Annotated in this window: 12 protein-coding genes; all 12 read right to left on the reverse strand. The window is 53.4% G+C overall.

Annotated elements, in window-relative coordinates; translation table 11 throughout:
• Positions 1 to 35: 35 nt before the first annotated feature.
• The 12 genes from ACIGEK_RS16185 to rpsA all read right to left on the reverse strand — a co-directional run bounded on the left by ACIGEK_RS16185 (position 36) and on the right by rpsA (position 14,542).
• Positions 36 to 830: a methionyl-tRNA formyltransferase gene (locus ACIGEK_RS16185; RefSeq protein WP_397494313.1), complete on the reverse strand. Its 795-nt coding sequence runs from the start codon at positions 828 to 830 to the stop codon at positions 36 to 38.
• Positions 830 to 1,819 carry a GNAT family N-acetyltransferase gene (locus ACIGEK_RS16190; protein ID WP_397494314.1) on the reverse strand — a complete coding sequence of 330 codons (990 nt, stop codon included), beginning with the start codon at positions 1,817 to 1,819 and terminating at the stop codon, positions 830 to 832. Before ACIGEK_RS16190 ends, ACIGEK_RS16185 begins: the two co-directional genes overlap by 1 nt.
• Entirely contained in the window at positions 1,816 to 2,559 is a 744-nt protein-coding gene (locus ACIGEK_RS16195) for a hypothetical protein (protein ID WP_397494315.1), read from the reverse strand. The genes ACIGEK_RS16190 and ACIGEK_RS16195 overlap by 4 nt, the downstream gene beginning before the upstream one ends.
• A complete protein-coding gene (locus ACIGEK_RS16200; protein WP_397494316.1) occupies positions 2,556 to 3,461 on the reverse strand; it encodes a methionyl-tRNA formyltransferase in 906 nt (301 codons plus the stop codon). The genes ACIGEK_RS16195 and ACIGEK_RS16200 overlap by 4 nt, the downstream gene beginning before the upstream one ends.
• A complete protein-coding gene (locus ACIGEK_RS16205) occupies positions 3,458 to 4,555 on the reverse strand; it encodes a DegT/DnrJ/EryC1/StrS family aminotransferase (protein ID WP_397494317.1) in 1,098 nt (365 codons plus the stop codon). Before ACIGEK_RS16205 ends, ACIGEK_RS16200 begins: the two co-directional genes overlap by 4 nt.
• On the reverse strand, positions 4,552 to 5,529 hold the full coding sequence (locus ACIGEK_RS16210; protein ID WP_397494318.1) for a dTDP-glucose 4,6-dehydratase: 978 nt from the start codon (positions 5,527 to 5,529) through the stop codon (positions 4,552 to 4,554). The genes ACIGEK_RS16205 and ACIGEK_RS16210 overlap by 4 nt, the downstream gene beginning before the upstream one ends.
• Positions 5,526 to 6,482 (reverse strand): Gfo/Idh/MocA family protein, encoded by a 957-nt coding sequence (locus ACIGEK_RS16215; RefSeq protein WP_397494319.1) that lies wholly within the window; start codon positions 6,480 to 6,482, stop codon positions 5,526 to 5,528. Before ACIGEK_RS16215 ends, ACIGEK_RS16210 begins: the two co-directional genes overlap by 4 nt.
• A gap of 4 nt (positions 6,483 to 6,486) precedes the next feature.
• Positions 6,487 to 6,993: an acyltransferase gene (locus ACIGEK_RS16220; protein WP_397494320.1), complete on the reverse strand. Its 507-nt coding sequence runs from the start codon at positions 6,991 to 6,993 to the stop codon at positions 6,487 to 6,489.
• Positions 6,983 to 8,119 (reverse strand): DegT/DnrJ/EryC1/StrS family aminotransferase, encoded by a 1,137-nt coding sequence (locus tag ACIGEK_RS16225; RefSeq protein ID WP_397494321.1) that lies wholly within the window; start codon positions 8,117 to 8,119, stop codon positions 6,983 to 6,985. Before ACIGEK_RS16225 ends, ACIGEK_RS16220 begins: the two co-directional genes overlap by 11 nt.
• Positions 8,120 to 8,303: 184 nt before the next feature.
• A complete protein-coding gene (locus tag ACIGEK_RS16230) occupies positions 8,304 to 11,009 on the reverse strand; it encodes a lipid II flippase MurJ (protein WP_397494322.1) in 2,706 nt (901 codons plus the stop codon).
• Positions 11,010 to 12,417: 1,408 nt separating this feature from the next.
• A complete protein-coding gene (gene ihfB / locus ACIGEK_RS16235) occupies positions 12,418 to 12,702 on the reverse strand; it encodes an integration host factor subunit beta (RefSeq protein WP_160085002.1) in 285 nt (94 codons plus the stop codon).
• 154 nt (positions 12,703 to 12,856) lie between these two features.
• Positions 12,857 to 14,542: a 30S ribosomal protein S1 gene (rpsA, locus tag ACIGEK_RS16240; RefSeq protein ID WP_160015557.1), complete on the reverse strand. Its 1,686-nt coding sequence runs from the start codon at positions 14,540 to 14,542 to the stop codon at positions 12,857 to 12,859.
• Positions 14,543 to 14,608 lie beyond the last annotated feature (66 nt).

A 14,608-nucleotide genomic window follows, 5' to 3' on the forward strand; every position in this document is an offset into this window, starting at 1 on the left:
ACGGGGTGTCTGCCGAGCTCATTGCAAAAAAAATCTCAAAGAACTTCCGCCACTAACATATCCCCCGTGCATAGCCTGCCTAACAGCTCTCTCTCAACGGGTACTAACCAAACGATCCCGGCAGCACAGGCAACGCTGATCCCTAACTTGTCAATCGCCAAAATACGCCCAGGCTCACCACGCTCCACTGAGTCGACTACCTGCGACGAGGCGAAATGCAGTATCTCCCCTTGTGCAGTACGGCACATTCCACCTGATGTGTAAGGCGGAGCGACCGCACGAATAAGGTCCCGAACCTGCTCGGCACGATCAAACGACATCAGCCAGTTATCCTCGGCATGCCGACGACGGAATGAACTGGCATGTCTCTCGTCTTGAGGATGTGCAACCAAACGGCCCTCGGCCCAATCAAGCAGCGTGCCGGGAAGCCAACTATTGAGTAATTCCGCCCCTCGGCGGAAAGCGTCATTAACGTCCTCCTCAACCTCCAAGGCAAAGGCAGTTTGAGCAAAAACCTCACCAGCATCTATTGCTGCCACTACTCTGTGCAGAGAAAATCCCAACTCGCGCTCGCCATTCAGAATGGCCCATGTAAACGCATGCCTTCCTCTATAACGAGGTAACAAAGAGTTATGCACATTAAGAACGACGCGCTGCCTAGCAATAAAATCCGGCTGCAAAATATACGGCCAATTGATCAGTAACATAATAGCGTCACTGACTTGATCCAGCTCATCGCGAGTATGAATTACGCGAGATATCAACCCAGTCTTATCAACTACCTTGAATAGCTCAGTAGTAGGCTCCAGCGTCGTCAGCAGAGTGATCACTATTCAAGCTCCAGCACATATGTCTCTCTGAACTGCCCTACCGCACCCAGCGTTTCTTTGAAACGAAAAATGGAGTCGTAAGCTTTCATTTGCACCGAGGAAGTCCCTAGATCCATCCAGATATAACCCATCTCCTGTGCATGTTGAAAACCATCGAGCAACAATGCTGATTGCGCCTGGGTCGCCTGATATTGCGGATCCTGACAAAGGTAAAATGTCCCCACTACTCGGCGGTTCTGCACGAAGTAGCAGACACCGGCAACAGGTTTTTCGTCCAGGTAAGCACAGGAAAAGAAAATACTTTCCGGCAACTCGCTCACAAGCCACTGCAACTCTTCAAAGGTATGCGTCGGCTTCATACCATGCTTGGCAAAAGTCACATCAAGAACTTGCCAAAAATGCTCAATAGGTGCACCTCGACGCACCACAACCCCTGACTTACTTGCCTTGCGTGCCCGTCGCTCCCATTCAGACCGATGAGACTCTACCTGAGCGAACTCTGTGAGATTCGGGTCAAGAGGAATGACACTTGATACATCCCGATTCACACAGGCAAATCCTGCCTCCATGAGCGCGAAACGGAATGTTTCAGTGTAAACGCGACTGCACGCACGTAACGGCAACGTCACACGAAACTCCTTGGCACCTGCGCTTGCAACATATGCAACTGCAGCGCCTATCACATCTCTGCAAGCGGATAAACCAAGCGCTTCTCGTAGCGCAGGACCACCATAGCTCGCACCGTATGGCGATAGTGCGCAAAGTTCACCATCACGTTCCACAAGTGCTAACGGCCAAACTCCAATTCGCTTTTGCTTTCGCTGTATAGAAAGAAAGTGCTCAGAATCTGAAAAACGATTTCCGTGATAACGCAAAAAGCGCATTTGATGAAACAGCGTACCGTCGTTGGAGCTCTCAACAAAGTCATCCCAGCCAGTAGCGACAGTATCGCCCTCGCGAACAATCACGCAGTCAGTAACAGTGGTCAATGAAGGGATTCCAGAAGTTCAAGAAGCAACTGACGAGCACCAGAGCCGGCAAACCGCTCTTGCAGCAGTTCATTTGGATGATAATGCAGAGGGCGTGTATGCTCGTAACGCTGCAGATTCTCGGTATTCAGATAGACGTGGATAGGGTGAAAATCGAAAACCATCAGCCCATCTTGGCTCAGCAAGTCATTAATACTAGGAAGGCTCTGCTGCTGACCATAAATGCACATGATGTCGTCTTCCCACGAGTAGGGAACTCGCAGCATGTCGTTCCATAGCAACCAAGGCTTCAGAGTGATTCCTGCAGTCGTCGGGATGAAATGGTTGCAATCGTGGGTCAGGCCCTTGCTGCGGAAGAGATTCAGCAACGTCGAACTCTGTGTCATGTGATGGCTGCGCACGGCAGTTGCCTCGGGCACCAACGCCATCGTCCGCTCTAACACCTCTTCAGCAGAAGCCCCTGCCTGGGTTTGCAGGCTGAAAAGAAAGTTGAAATTAGGGTGTATGCCCAACTCGAACTTAGGATTTGCCCGCAGCCGAGCTAGCAATGGTGTCTCGTGGGTGACAAACCACGTCGCGCAAACATCCGCCTGTTCTACCAAATCAATGCAGTCAGCTAGCACTTCATCATGTGCCCAGTCGATATCGAAGGTAAGAAATACCTTGTCTTCCCAGGAGCTTGGATCATTCATATCGATATGCGAAATCGTGGAGAATGACCTAGAGCGAGCGGCCGTCATATGAGCCTCGTTTTCAAAGACTTGAGAACCTGCGGTGCTGAAGCTTCTGCCGCGCCGTCCAGCGAAACAATGAGTAGCCGCACTGCGCCATCTCCGCACGCTACTACAACCCACTCGGCCGAAACCTCAACCACGCTACCGGGAGCTCCATAGAAACGCCTGGGTTCGCGCGCGCAACTCCATACTCGAAGAACCCCGCCTCCTTGTACCTGCGTGTATGCACCAGGATAGGGGTGAGTCTGGGCGCGTATAAAGTCGTGCACTCGTTCAGCAGATGCACGCCAGTCGATGAGGCCATCTTCCGGGCGTCTTAGTCCGCAATAGGACGCCTCGTCGTTTATCTGCGGATAGAGCTTCGCAACACCACCTACAATTTCCGGGATATGTCTTGCTGATATCTCAAGCATAAGCCGGTTTGCCTTGCCCAAGGCATCGCCAATGGTTTCGTCAGGCCCCAACTCGACGCTAGCCTGCCCAACCAGTAACCCTTCATCCATTCCCTCACTGAAACGGAAAAAGCTCACTCCTATCGCAGGTTCACCATTAATGATCTGCCACACCAGAGGGGCGTTGCCGCGATATTTGGGGAGGGAAGAATAATGAAAGCCATAGAAGTGGCAAGGGCCATCCACCGGAATGATCTGGTACCAGCCATGCACAAACGCTAGCCGCGCCTGGTAATGATCCAACCAGTGCAACGTGTCGGCTCGTGTTGCAACCACCTGGAGCGGCACACTATAACGCTCAGCCAGCGAACGAAACCCTGGCAACGCAGAACGCGCATCTTGAGAGTCGTCGGGGCAAATGATCGCGGCAAGATCGCCGTGCAACATCTGGCAGATGGCCTCGCACAACAAAAATCCCGCCGCCTTACTACCCATGAACACTACAGCGTCGGTCACTCAGCATTGCTCCGACGCAAGATCGCAGAACAAACGCGCTCCACATCCACCCCTTGGTAACACGGCAGGGTGATGGTTTCTTCCTGCAAACGAGCAGCGTTGGGCTGCACATCTGCATAACGCTGACGGTAATAGGTCGTCCCACTCAAACAGTAGGTACCTATGGTCGTTTCAATGCCATCTTCACGCAAACCACGGATCAACCCATCACGGTTCATACCTGTCGGCACGCGAAACACCAGAGATTGCACGTTATGCACGACGTCGGCGTTGCGGACCTGCGGTACGAACCCGGCATCCTCCAGAAGACCGACGTAAGCTGCACGCACTTCGTTGCGTTCAGCGACAATCGCATCCAGCTTGCGCAACTGTACGCGTCCCATCAACGCCTGCGGCTCGGAAAGACGGTAGTTGTAGCCTTGCTCGATGAAGTCCAGCCCATAGCCCGACATGCCGCTGGCTCCGTGGTTGAGTTTCACGTCAAACCAGGTAGACCACGCATCGTTGTTGGTGGTGATCGCACCACCTTCACCAGTGGTTAACAGTTTGCGTGGATGAAAGCTGAAGCAGGTCAGATCAGCTATATTTCCTATTTTTACACCGTCCTCACTGCTGCCGATAGCGCAAGCAGCGTCCTCGATAAGAGGCACACCGTATTCTTTGCAGATTGCCGCGATTTCATGCATTCCGCTTGGATTACCAAAGGCATCGACTGCGATAACCGCTTTGGTTTTTTGACTAATGCGAGCACGCAACGCACTTGGCAGCATGTTGTAGGTGTCGAGCGAAACATCGACGAAAATCGGACGCGCACCCAAGTCCTCTACGACATTGGCGGTAGCCGGGAACGAGAAGTCCGAGACAATAACTTCATCGCCTGGCTCCACGCCTATCAATTTCAGACAAACGCTCAAAGCCGTGGTGGCAGAAGTCGCCAAATGAGCGTACTTCGCACCAGTGTAAGCGCAAATTTCCTTGCGAAAGGCCTCTACATGCTGGCCGCGCGTGAACATCCCCGAGTCGAATATCTCACGCATTTCAGCCTCGACCTCGTCGAAGCTTATGTAAGGCCTCATCAGGCGAATCTGGCTCATGCGTGCGCACCAATTTGGGCGGTGTACCAAGCCAAGGTATCCGCCAGGCCCTTGTCGAACGGCGTAAGCGAGTACTGGATCAACCCCTTCACCTTCTCGTTGCTGGCGTTATGCGACAACACGTCGGAATGACGCGCAGGCTTACGCTCGATCTCGCCGCTGTAGCCGTAATGGGCACAAATGAGTGGAATCAACTCGTTGATTGATATCTGGTTGTCTGTGGAGATGTTAACCGTTTCGCCGGACGGCAGAACGTCATGCAGCTTGACCACGGCATCCACGGTGTCGTGGACGTAGATGAAATCGCGGCTCTGGGTGCCCTCGCCATGTATCTCCGGAGTGCCGCCGGTAAGCAGGCGCACGGCGGTAATCGGAATCACCCCGGCCAGCATGCCCTTATGGTTTTGGCGCGGTCCGTAGTTGTTGAACGGGCGTACGATGTAAGCATCAACGCCGAACATGCGCACATAACTCTCCACCGCCATGTCTGCTGAGGCCTTGCCGGCAGCGTAGGTGGTAGTCGGGTTACGCGGATGAGCTTCGTCCATCGGCTCGTACACCGCAGAGCCATAGACCTCGGAGGTGGAAAAGTGGCACAGGGTCGTGAACAGGCCGCGACGCTGCAATTCGAGCAGGTTCAGTACCACCTTGACGTTGGTGTCAAACGCATTGGCCGGATTGAGGAAAGAGTAGTTCAGCGCCTTGGTCGCGCAGTTGAACACTAGGTCGATAGCATGATTGGCAAAGATGTATTCCAGGCTGGTGCTCAGCTCGGCATCGTCGCGATAGAGGGTCACCCTGCCACTGGGCAAGGCCGCGGCGAGGTTGTCCTCTGAACCAACGAAGAGGTTGTCGATGACGACCACATGTGCGGCGCCTTCGGCCAAGAGCCTATCGACCAGATGGCTACCGATGAAGCCGGCACCACCGGTAACCAGAATGCCCTTACCCGCAAAACCTTCACGAATCGTCATGCCTGCACCGCCGCCTGAATTTGTGCACATATCTTCATTGCATCGACGCCAGCGTCAACACCGGGGACCAACCCGGCAGCAGGCTGGCGACAGCTCGCCATGAACGCCTGCAGCTCAGTCAGCAAGGCTTCCTGAGGCGGAACCGCAACAGTTTCCTGTATGGCAGAAACCGCATAGGGCAAACTGCCGCTTTCGCGAGATTCGGACTGGCGGTTAATCAAGATTTCTTTACGCAACAGATCGCAGTCGACAAACATATCGACACAAGTGCCCTCGATCTGACGAATCTTCTTATCCGTCACGCGGCTAGCCTGGATGCGTGAGAACTGGCCGTTCTCGTGAGTAATCAGCGCTGAGGCGAAGTCGATCATGCTGCCATGGGCAAAACCGTGCGCTGCCACTGACAGGGCTGGGCCATTTAAGTAGAGCGCCAGATCAATGTCGTGAATCATCAGGTCAGTGACCACGTCCACGTCGGTAATGCGTGAACTCACCTTGTTGGTACGGGTGAAGTCGAGACTGATAACCCGCTCGGTCTTGTCCAGAACCATCTTGAGTGCCTGCACTGCCGGGTTAAAGCGCTCGATGAAACCGACCTGGATATTTAGGCCCTTCTCCCTGGCGAAGGCAGCAACCTCACGCGCCTCATCCAGAGTGGCAGCCAGCGGCTTCTCGACGAAGATGTTCTTAATATGGACAGCCGCTAGGCGAATGTAATCCGCGTGGGTCACGGTTGGCGTGCAGATCACCACGGCATCGACTCCGGCCAGCAGCGGCGTGGGATCGACCACGCCGGGGATGCCATGTGCTTCACCTGCCTTCGCGGCGACCTCGGCATTGGCATCCGCTACGAATGCCAGCTCGAAACCCTTGAGCATCGACAGTACGCGCAAGTGATTGCGCCCCATGTTGCCAAGGCCAATCAGGCCTACCTTGAGCACTTGTTCTTGCATGTCGTCAAACGTCTCCAGAAACGCGGTTACCTTCACGGTCTATACGGGCCACCGCGCGTGCGGGGTTGCCCATGACCAGGGTATAGGGCGGGACATCCTTGGTCACCACACTGCCGGCAGCGACCATGGCATATTCGCCAATGGTGATGCCGCAGACGATAGTGGCGTTAGCACCGATGCTCACGCCGTTGTCGATGTGTGTAGGTGTGACCTTCCACTCGGTGTTGAAGGCCCGCGGCACCTTGTCGTTGGTAAAGCAGGCGCTGGGACCGACAAACACATCATCGCCGATCTCCACACCGTTATAGACCGAGACGCTGTTCTGGATCTTGCAGCGACTGCCGATCTTCACCGCGTGGTCGACATAGACGTCTTTGGAAAGGATGCAGCCCTCGCCAATCACCACGTTCTCGCGAATCTGCACATTGATCCAAACCTTGGTACCGGCGCCGATGCTCGCCTTGTCGGATACGTTGGCAGTCGGATGAATATAGATGTCATCAGCAGGCATGTTCGCCTCCGAGCGTGGCGCCGACCACATCGACCACACGCTGCAGTTCAGCCTCGGTCATGTACGGGAATAGCGGCAAGTTAAGTACTGAGGCACACAGCTGCTCGCCGACCTGGCCGCCAAAATGACCTTTCAGGTAAGCGGCTGCGCCCGGCTGACTGGACATGACGCTCGGATATATATTACCGAAACCGATGCCCTCAGCCTTAAGCCGTGCCTCGAGCCCAGCCTTAACCTCAGGATCGGAGACCAGGCAGACGTTGCAGTAGCCGTTTTCCTCATATCCGGCTGGAGCGCTCATCAACTGAATTCCGGTGGCCGGCAGGTGCTTGCGGTAGAAGGCCACCGCCTCGCGGCGCGAAGCAACGCGTGCCTCGATGCGATCCAGAGAGAGATTGAGGAAAGCCGCCTGCAAGGAATCTAGGCGCGAATTCCAACCTACGTCGCCGTAACCGTAGTGGGCAGTACGACCATGATTGCCGAGTCGACGCACTTTGTCAGCCAGCTCGGCGTCGTCGGTGAATACCGCACCACCGTCACCTGCGGCACCCAGCACCTTGGCCGGGTAGAAGGAGGTGGTGGAAATATGTGCACCCTTGTAAATGGGCTCGCCCTGGTAACGCGCGCCAAAAGACTGGGCGCCATCCTCCACCAGCACCACGCCATGCTCGCGACACAGGTTGCGTAAATCGACCAAGCGGGCGCTACCCCAGCCATAGAGATGTGCGACCACTGCAGCCTTGGGCTTGGCTTCGCGGATGGCCTGCTCGAAGGCCTTGAAGCACACGCCACCGTCACACAGATCAGCATCGATCGTGATCGGCTTGGCGCCGACGTTCACCACCGCCTCGAAGGTCGCCCAGAAAGTGACGTTGGGCACCAACACCACATCACCTTCAGCAACACCTACAGCGCGTAAAGCCAGTTGCAAGGCGTCTGTGCCGTTGGCGCAACTCACCGCGTGCGCTACCTGTAGCTCTAGCTGCAAACGGGATTCAAGTGTGGACACCTCCACGCCGCCGATAAACTGGGCGTTGAGGGTCATGGCCTGGAGTTTCCCCATTAGCGCTTCATGGAAACCTGGTTCCAGGCGTTTGAGGTCGATAAAGGGAACGTTGATTTTCAATCTCCTTGTGAAAGCTGCCCGAAAAATTACGCAACCTTACCAGTAACATGATGCCGTCGCTAGGATTGCGCCTACGAGGCAACTCAACACAACGCAAGCTGCCCAACTCAAGCAAGCCATTGATACTCCAAGGTATTCTTATCCTGGAGCGGCTCTCACACCTACCGGCTGACGCCGATTACGGTCAATTTGACGCTTCTGATAAACGCTGACGTGACAGCATCCGCAACTGGAGCATCAGCAGAAGCATAGCGCTCAGGAAAACCACACCGCCTGTCGGCCAACTGCGAAAGTGGATAGCCGTAGCCAGACCGACAAGCACAACCCAGGTAGCAAACAACATCAGGATGTCGAGCGCAGCGAGATGCGACTGCGCTCGCGTCATCCCAATCACGACCAGCGTTGCCACAAGACTGGATAGCGTCCAGGCCAGCGCAAGGCCGACGAGCCCCATAACTGGCATCAGAAAAATATTCAGCACCACATTGGCAAGTAAGCCAACCAAAGCCGCAGCCACTGCCTTGAGCGAAACAGCAGAAACAGCGCACAGCTTAAATAACAGAATTGCCGACAAAGCAAAGGGCAACTGCAACGCACCAAACTTGAGTATCCCAACCAACCGCTGAGCCGCCAAGGGGTCATCAAGAGAACTTGAAGCGGCGTAAACAACGGGCTCAGCGAATACGAAAACAGCTGCGATTGCTATCGCGCTACCCCAACTTCCTAGCACCAGAGAAACAAACAAATCGTCTCTCACCCGAGCCTTCAATCCCAGCGCCACAACCTTGCTCATATAGGGCACGAAGACCGCCGTCATCAGAGCGGCGCCCAGTAGAGAAGATATCTGCACCAGCTTGCTGCCCAGGGCCCAGATAGAAAGCGTACCAACACCAATCTGGCCAGCGAACCAATAGTTCATCGGCACTGCAGCCCCGGTGAGAAGAGCACACAGCACAAGCCATTTGCAGTTACCCAGCATGCGATCCTCGTCACGCAACACGCTCAGAGAGCCGGGAAGCAGGCTGAACCCGTAACGCTTGAGAAACAACGCCAGCAAAAGCAAATTGGCTAACTGACCTACTGCCATACCCGTCATCGCAGCACTGATGACTCCCCTCTCGCCCGCAAAAAGGACAAACCCCACAACCACCAGTGGCACCAACAGCTGTGCAAACGCAGCCATAACCGGCCGCCCATGCGAATTCAAAATACTGTTGCCTACGACTATCACACCGGAAAAAATCAGCAGCAAAAGAGCAACCGGGAACAACTGCATCGTCAGGCGAACATCCCCTTCGGGGGAAAAAACCGAGAAGATATTCCTTGCGAATAGCAGCAGGAATGCACCCACCAGCATGAATAGCAACAGAGTGAAGGATGTTGTACCCGCCAATAGCCGCTGAATCTGCAGACGATCAGAAAGACGGGATATCCGAGTAGACAAAGCGTCACCCAGTGGCATGGATAGAAGACCGGTGAAAAAAGTGGGTAGCATAATTGCCAGGTAGTAACTGTCCAGCGAAGCACCGAAACCAACGCGATCAATAAGCAGCAAATCACGGACCAGCAAGCCCAAAAAACCCACTAGCGAAACAAGCATGACCAGCACCCCCGTCCCAGCGGCGCGGGATGCGCTGGGTGCAGCGAGCAACGACTCGGCAGCAACGGAGGAACCTGTCGCATCCGTCCTAGGAGCCCCGAAACGCGAAATCATCCGATCAGAAAACATGGCCCAACCACAGGCACCTGCGAGCAAGAACACGAACCACTGACCGTAACGCACCCGATGCAGGGTACCCATGTTGGGACTAACAAAGGTGTTGACCACCAACACCACTCCCGCAACCACAAGACAAACGAGTAAAGGCCTGCTCATTCGATAACGCAGAATAAACAGGACGCCAGGGAAGAAGATATAGAACATCAGGGTCTCAAGCGCGCCGATAACTCTTGGCAGAGAGAGCTTTTCCACCCAAAAGTCCGGGAAAGGAGCAAACAACCCAACTACTAGCGCCCTAGGGAGGTAGGCAAGAACTTGCTCGGCACTCTGAAGCTTGATATCTCCATCCACGATAGAGCCAGCTTCGACAGAATTACCGTAGTTAACAAAGTGAGTACGCACCGCAGACACCTTCTTCAAAAGGGAGTCTAAGTGGGTGGGCAAATAATCTGACTGCTGCCATTGCCAGTCGCCTAGAAAATTGCCTTCCGCATCACGCATATCCTGATCGATCAAAGCATTGTTTGACGGAATCACAGTCATTAGGAGCAAGCCGAGACAGATCAGCCAGAAAACTCTACCCCCCCCAAAAAAAATCCTTTTCTTTCGCCATACCAAAGACACCAAAAACAAGCACATAAACGCACAGAAAAAAGCCACCCAGTAGATGAGCACCAAGTGCGGGCGCATGATCGCAACCAAACCAAGACCGAGCAAAAACAAAATCGAATTCAGCAGTAGGCGCCACCACCCCAAAGAATCGAGACATTTCAAAAAGGCCAGCAAGGCAAGCAGAAAGCCTGCAATTGCAAAGGAATCTTTATGATTCTGGCCAAACCAGACCAGTGCCGATGGAAAAACAAGGAAGAAGAAGCCAGCAACGAGTCCAGCGTACACCCCCCCTCGAGAGGGAAGGACCTGCAAAGCGATGAGCAGAACCAATACAGCCCCCATAGCGTGAAAGGCTGAAGTCAAGGGTAAAAAAAATGCTGGTTCCGGCCCCAGAAAGGCGTATACCCCAGCGAGAAGCCCCACGTTCCCTGTAGCGGAACCCGATGGCATCAGACGCCACTCACCCCACCCAAGCGCCCGAATGCGCTCGGCCATAGCAACCGCAGTGTCATGGAAGTAGATTGCATCGTCTCGCATCAGACCGTGACCTGCATGCATACCCGGCATCATAGGTAACACTAGCTTCTGTAGGACCAAACCAACCGCAATCGAATAAATAAAACAAACCACCCAAACCCAAAATACCGCTCGCCCGGAAACCAAGGAACCCCCTCAACCAATAGAACCAACACAAAAATTAATAACACAGATTATTTGCTTTCGGAACACCCTACAAAAACCACAAGACATAAATTTCAAGATGAACTTAATTAACAAAATAACCATAGCAATGTAAAACAACAGAACCACAAAAAAATATTTTTTAAATCACGAAACCACACTCAACTCCAACTAAAAGCAAAGACAAGCAACCCATAAAAACCCGGAAAATCGAATCCTTAAAAAAAGAAAAAACAACCACCATAAAACCACCCCCAACCAGAAGAAATAATACTAGCCATAACAAAACCACCCAAGCCTTAAAATCATAAAACACACTTACAACGAACCAAGCTTCACACTCACACACCTTCAAAAACTCAGGAAACTACTAAATCAGCAAAGAACGCGCTTAAAACTGCAACGATTACACTGACACATGCAAGCCGCAATTTGATCCCCGCTTCTCCACAGAAAATCCGTGTTCCGGTCGGATATTTTCGAACTACCACCAAGAAAACAATCACTCTTCTTATCCACACCGCACGACAGGACAACTGCCCGCTATATTCACTTGAGACGAAATGAAATAGCACTGCACAGCAACTTCCACAGATCGACCTCTCAACCCACAGCACTGAATCAGCCGACATCGGCCTGACAACATGCGAAGTGCACACGATGTCACCCTCCGCTGGGCAGAACATTGGTGCAATGGGCAACGCTACCACTGGAATACATAACGCTATAGAAGAGCACAATAACCGTGCACCCCGCCCAAACAGACCTGATTGCTATCACTGAAAAGCACGTTACGAAATACGAAGGGACCGCCGTTCTTCAGCCACTAACAGAACCCTACCTATTAGAAACCCAGCATAAGAGTTCGACTGACTTGACCTATATGCGCAAGCATAGCAATAAGCGACTCGATTACAACCAGAGCAAGTACGATGGCGTAACACACCACCCGAGGGTGAAGTTTCTACACCTAAAACAAGCAGCAATAAACCAAAGACCGCCAGCGTCATTCATAAGCAATTGAAAGTAAAAATACTAACGCCTGACACGACGCCGTGATAAAAGCAGAGAGAGGGGGAATGGCTATTGACAATTCCATTAAATCCGAGCGCTTTCGCCCATGCCCGAACAACAAAAAAAGCAAAAATTAGCAACGCATACTAGCAACTTAAGAAGCCGTATTATGCCATAACACTAACGCGAAGCCAGACCAACACGACAAGGGCAGCAATATAAAAATGGCCACCAGAACCACAAAAACCTCACTACGACGCCTCAGGCTTCGTCACTCATCTTCATTGACTCGGTCCCGCAACTCTTTCCCGGGCTTGAAATGCGGCACAAATTTCCCATCCAGCGTGACGGAGTCACCAGTCTTAGGGTTACGACCCACGCGCGGTGCACGGTAGTGTAGCGAGAAGCTGCCAAAGCCGCGGATCTCGATACGATCCCCAGTAGACAACGCCTGCGACATTTGCTCAAGCATGGTCTTGATCGCTAACTCGACATCCTTTGACGAGAGCTGCCCCTGATGGGTGACGATGCGCTCGATCAACTCCGACTTGGTCATGGTTTTCCCTTCTTTTTCAAGCGGCTAGATCACTAGATAGACAGGTTTTAGCACGCCTCGCCAGATTTGAACAGCCTATAAAACAACACCTTAGCAATTTTCAGGCACAAAAAAGGGCGACCGAAGTCGCCCTTTTTCTCTGGATTAACCGAACTTAGTTCTGTTTTTCCATTTGCGCGCGGAGCAGATCACCTAAGGTGGTCGGACCAGCAGTTTCGACTTCCTGCTTGCGCATTTCTTTGATGGCTTCTTTTTCGTCTTCAACGTCTTTCGACTTGACCGACAAGCTGATTACGCGGCTCTTACGGTCAACGCTGATGATCTTGGCCTCAACTTCTTCGCCTTCTTTCAGTACGTTGCGCGCGTCTTCAACGCGGTCACGGCTGATTTCGGAGGCTTTCAGAGTGGCTTCGATGCCATCGGCCAGGGTGATGATCGCGCCCTTGGCGTCAACTTCTTTAACGATGCCGCGCACGATGGTGCCTTTATCGTTAACAGCAACGTAGTCGGAGAACGGATCTTCTTCCAGCTGCTTGATGCCGAGGGAAATGCGCTCACGCTCCGGATCAACGGAGAGGATAACGGTTTCCAGCTCGTCGCCCTTCTTGAAGCGGCGTACAGCTTCTTCGCCTACTTCGTTCCAGGAGATGTCGGACAGGTGAACGAGGCCGTCGATGCCGCCATCCAGACCAATGAAGATACCGAAATCGGTGATCGACTTGATGGTGCCGGAGATCTTGTCGCCCTTGTTGAACTGACCGGAGAAATCTTCCCACGGGTTAGTTTTGCACTGCTTGATACCCAGGGAGATACGACGACGCTCTTCGTCGATATCCAGAACCATAACTTCCACTTCGTCGCCGACGTTAACGACTTTCGAAGGATGGATGTTCTTGTTGGTCCAATCCATTTCGGATACGTGCACCAGGCCTTCCACGCCTTCTTCCAGCTCTGCGAAGCAGCCGTAGTCGGTCAGGTTGGTTACGCGCGCAGTAACACGGGTGTCCTGCGGGTAACGCGCCTTGATGGCAACCCATGGATCTTCGCCCAGCTGCTTGAGGCCGAGGGAAACACGGTTACGCTCGCGATCGTACTTGAGGATCTTGACGTCGATTTCATCGCCAACGTTGACGATTTCCGACGGATGCTTGATACGCTTCCAAGCCATGTCGGTGATGTGCAGCAGGCCGTCGACGCCACCCAGATCCACGAACGCGCCGTAGTCGGTGAGGTTCTTGACGATACCTTTGACTTGCTGACCTTCCTGCAGGGATTCCAGCAGAGCTTCGCGCTCGGCGCTGTTCTCGGCTTCCAGCACGCTGCGGCGGGAAACGACAACGTTGTTGCGCTTCTGGTCCAGCTTGATGACTTTGAACTCGAGTTCTTTGCCTTCCAGGTGAGTGGTATCACGCACCGGACGGACATCGACCAAGGAACCTGGGAGGAACGCACGGATGCCGTTAACGTCGACAGTGAAGCCGCCCTTAACCTTACCGTTGATAACGCCCGTAACCACTTCCTCAGCGGCGAAAGCTGCTTCCAGAACGATCCAGCACTCGGCACGCTTGGCTTTTTCGCGGGACAGCTTGGTTTCACCAAAGCCATCTTCAACCGCGTCCAGGGCAACGTGAACTTCGTCACCGACCTTGATGGTCAGCTCGCCAGCGTCGTTGTGGAACTGCTCCAGCGGGATGAGGCCTTCGGACTTCAAACCAGCGTGGACGGTTACCCAACCAGCTTGGTAATCGATGTCGACGATGATAGCGGTGATGATCGAGCCAGCCTGAAGGTTCAGGGTTTTTAGGCTTTCTTCAAACAGTTCAGCAAAGCTTTCGCTCATTTTAATTCCTGTTGATTCAGGGCGGGGAATCCGCCCAAACCACACTCCAGACAATGTGGGTACGTT

The sequence above is a fragment of the Pseudomonas sp. NPDC079086 genome (assembly GCF_044542155.1).
In the GTDB taxonomy this organism is placed as follows: domain Bacteria; phylum Pseudomonadota; class Gammaproteobacteria; order Pseudomonadales; family Pseudomonadaceae; genus Aquipseudomonas.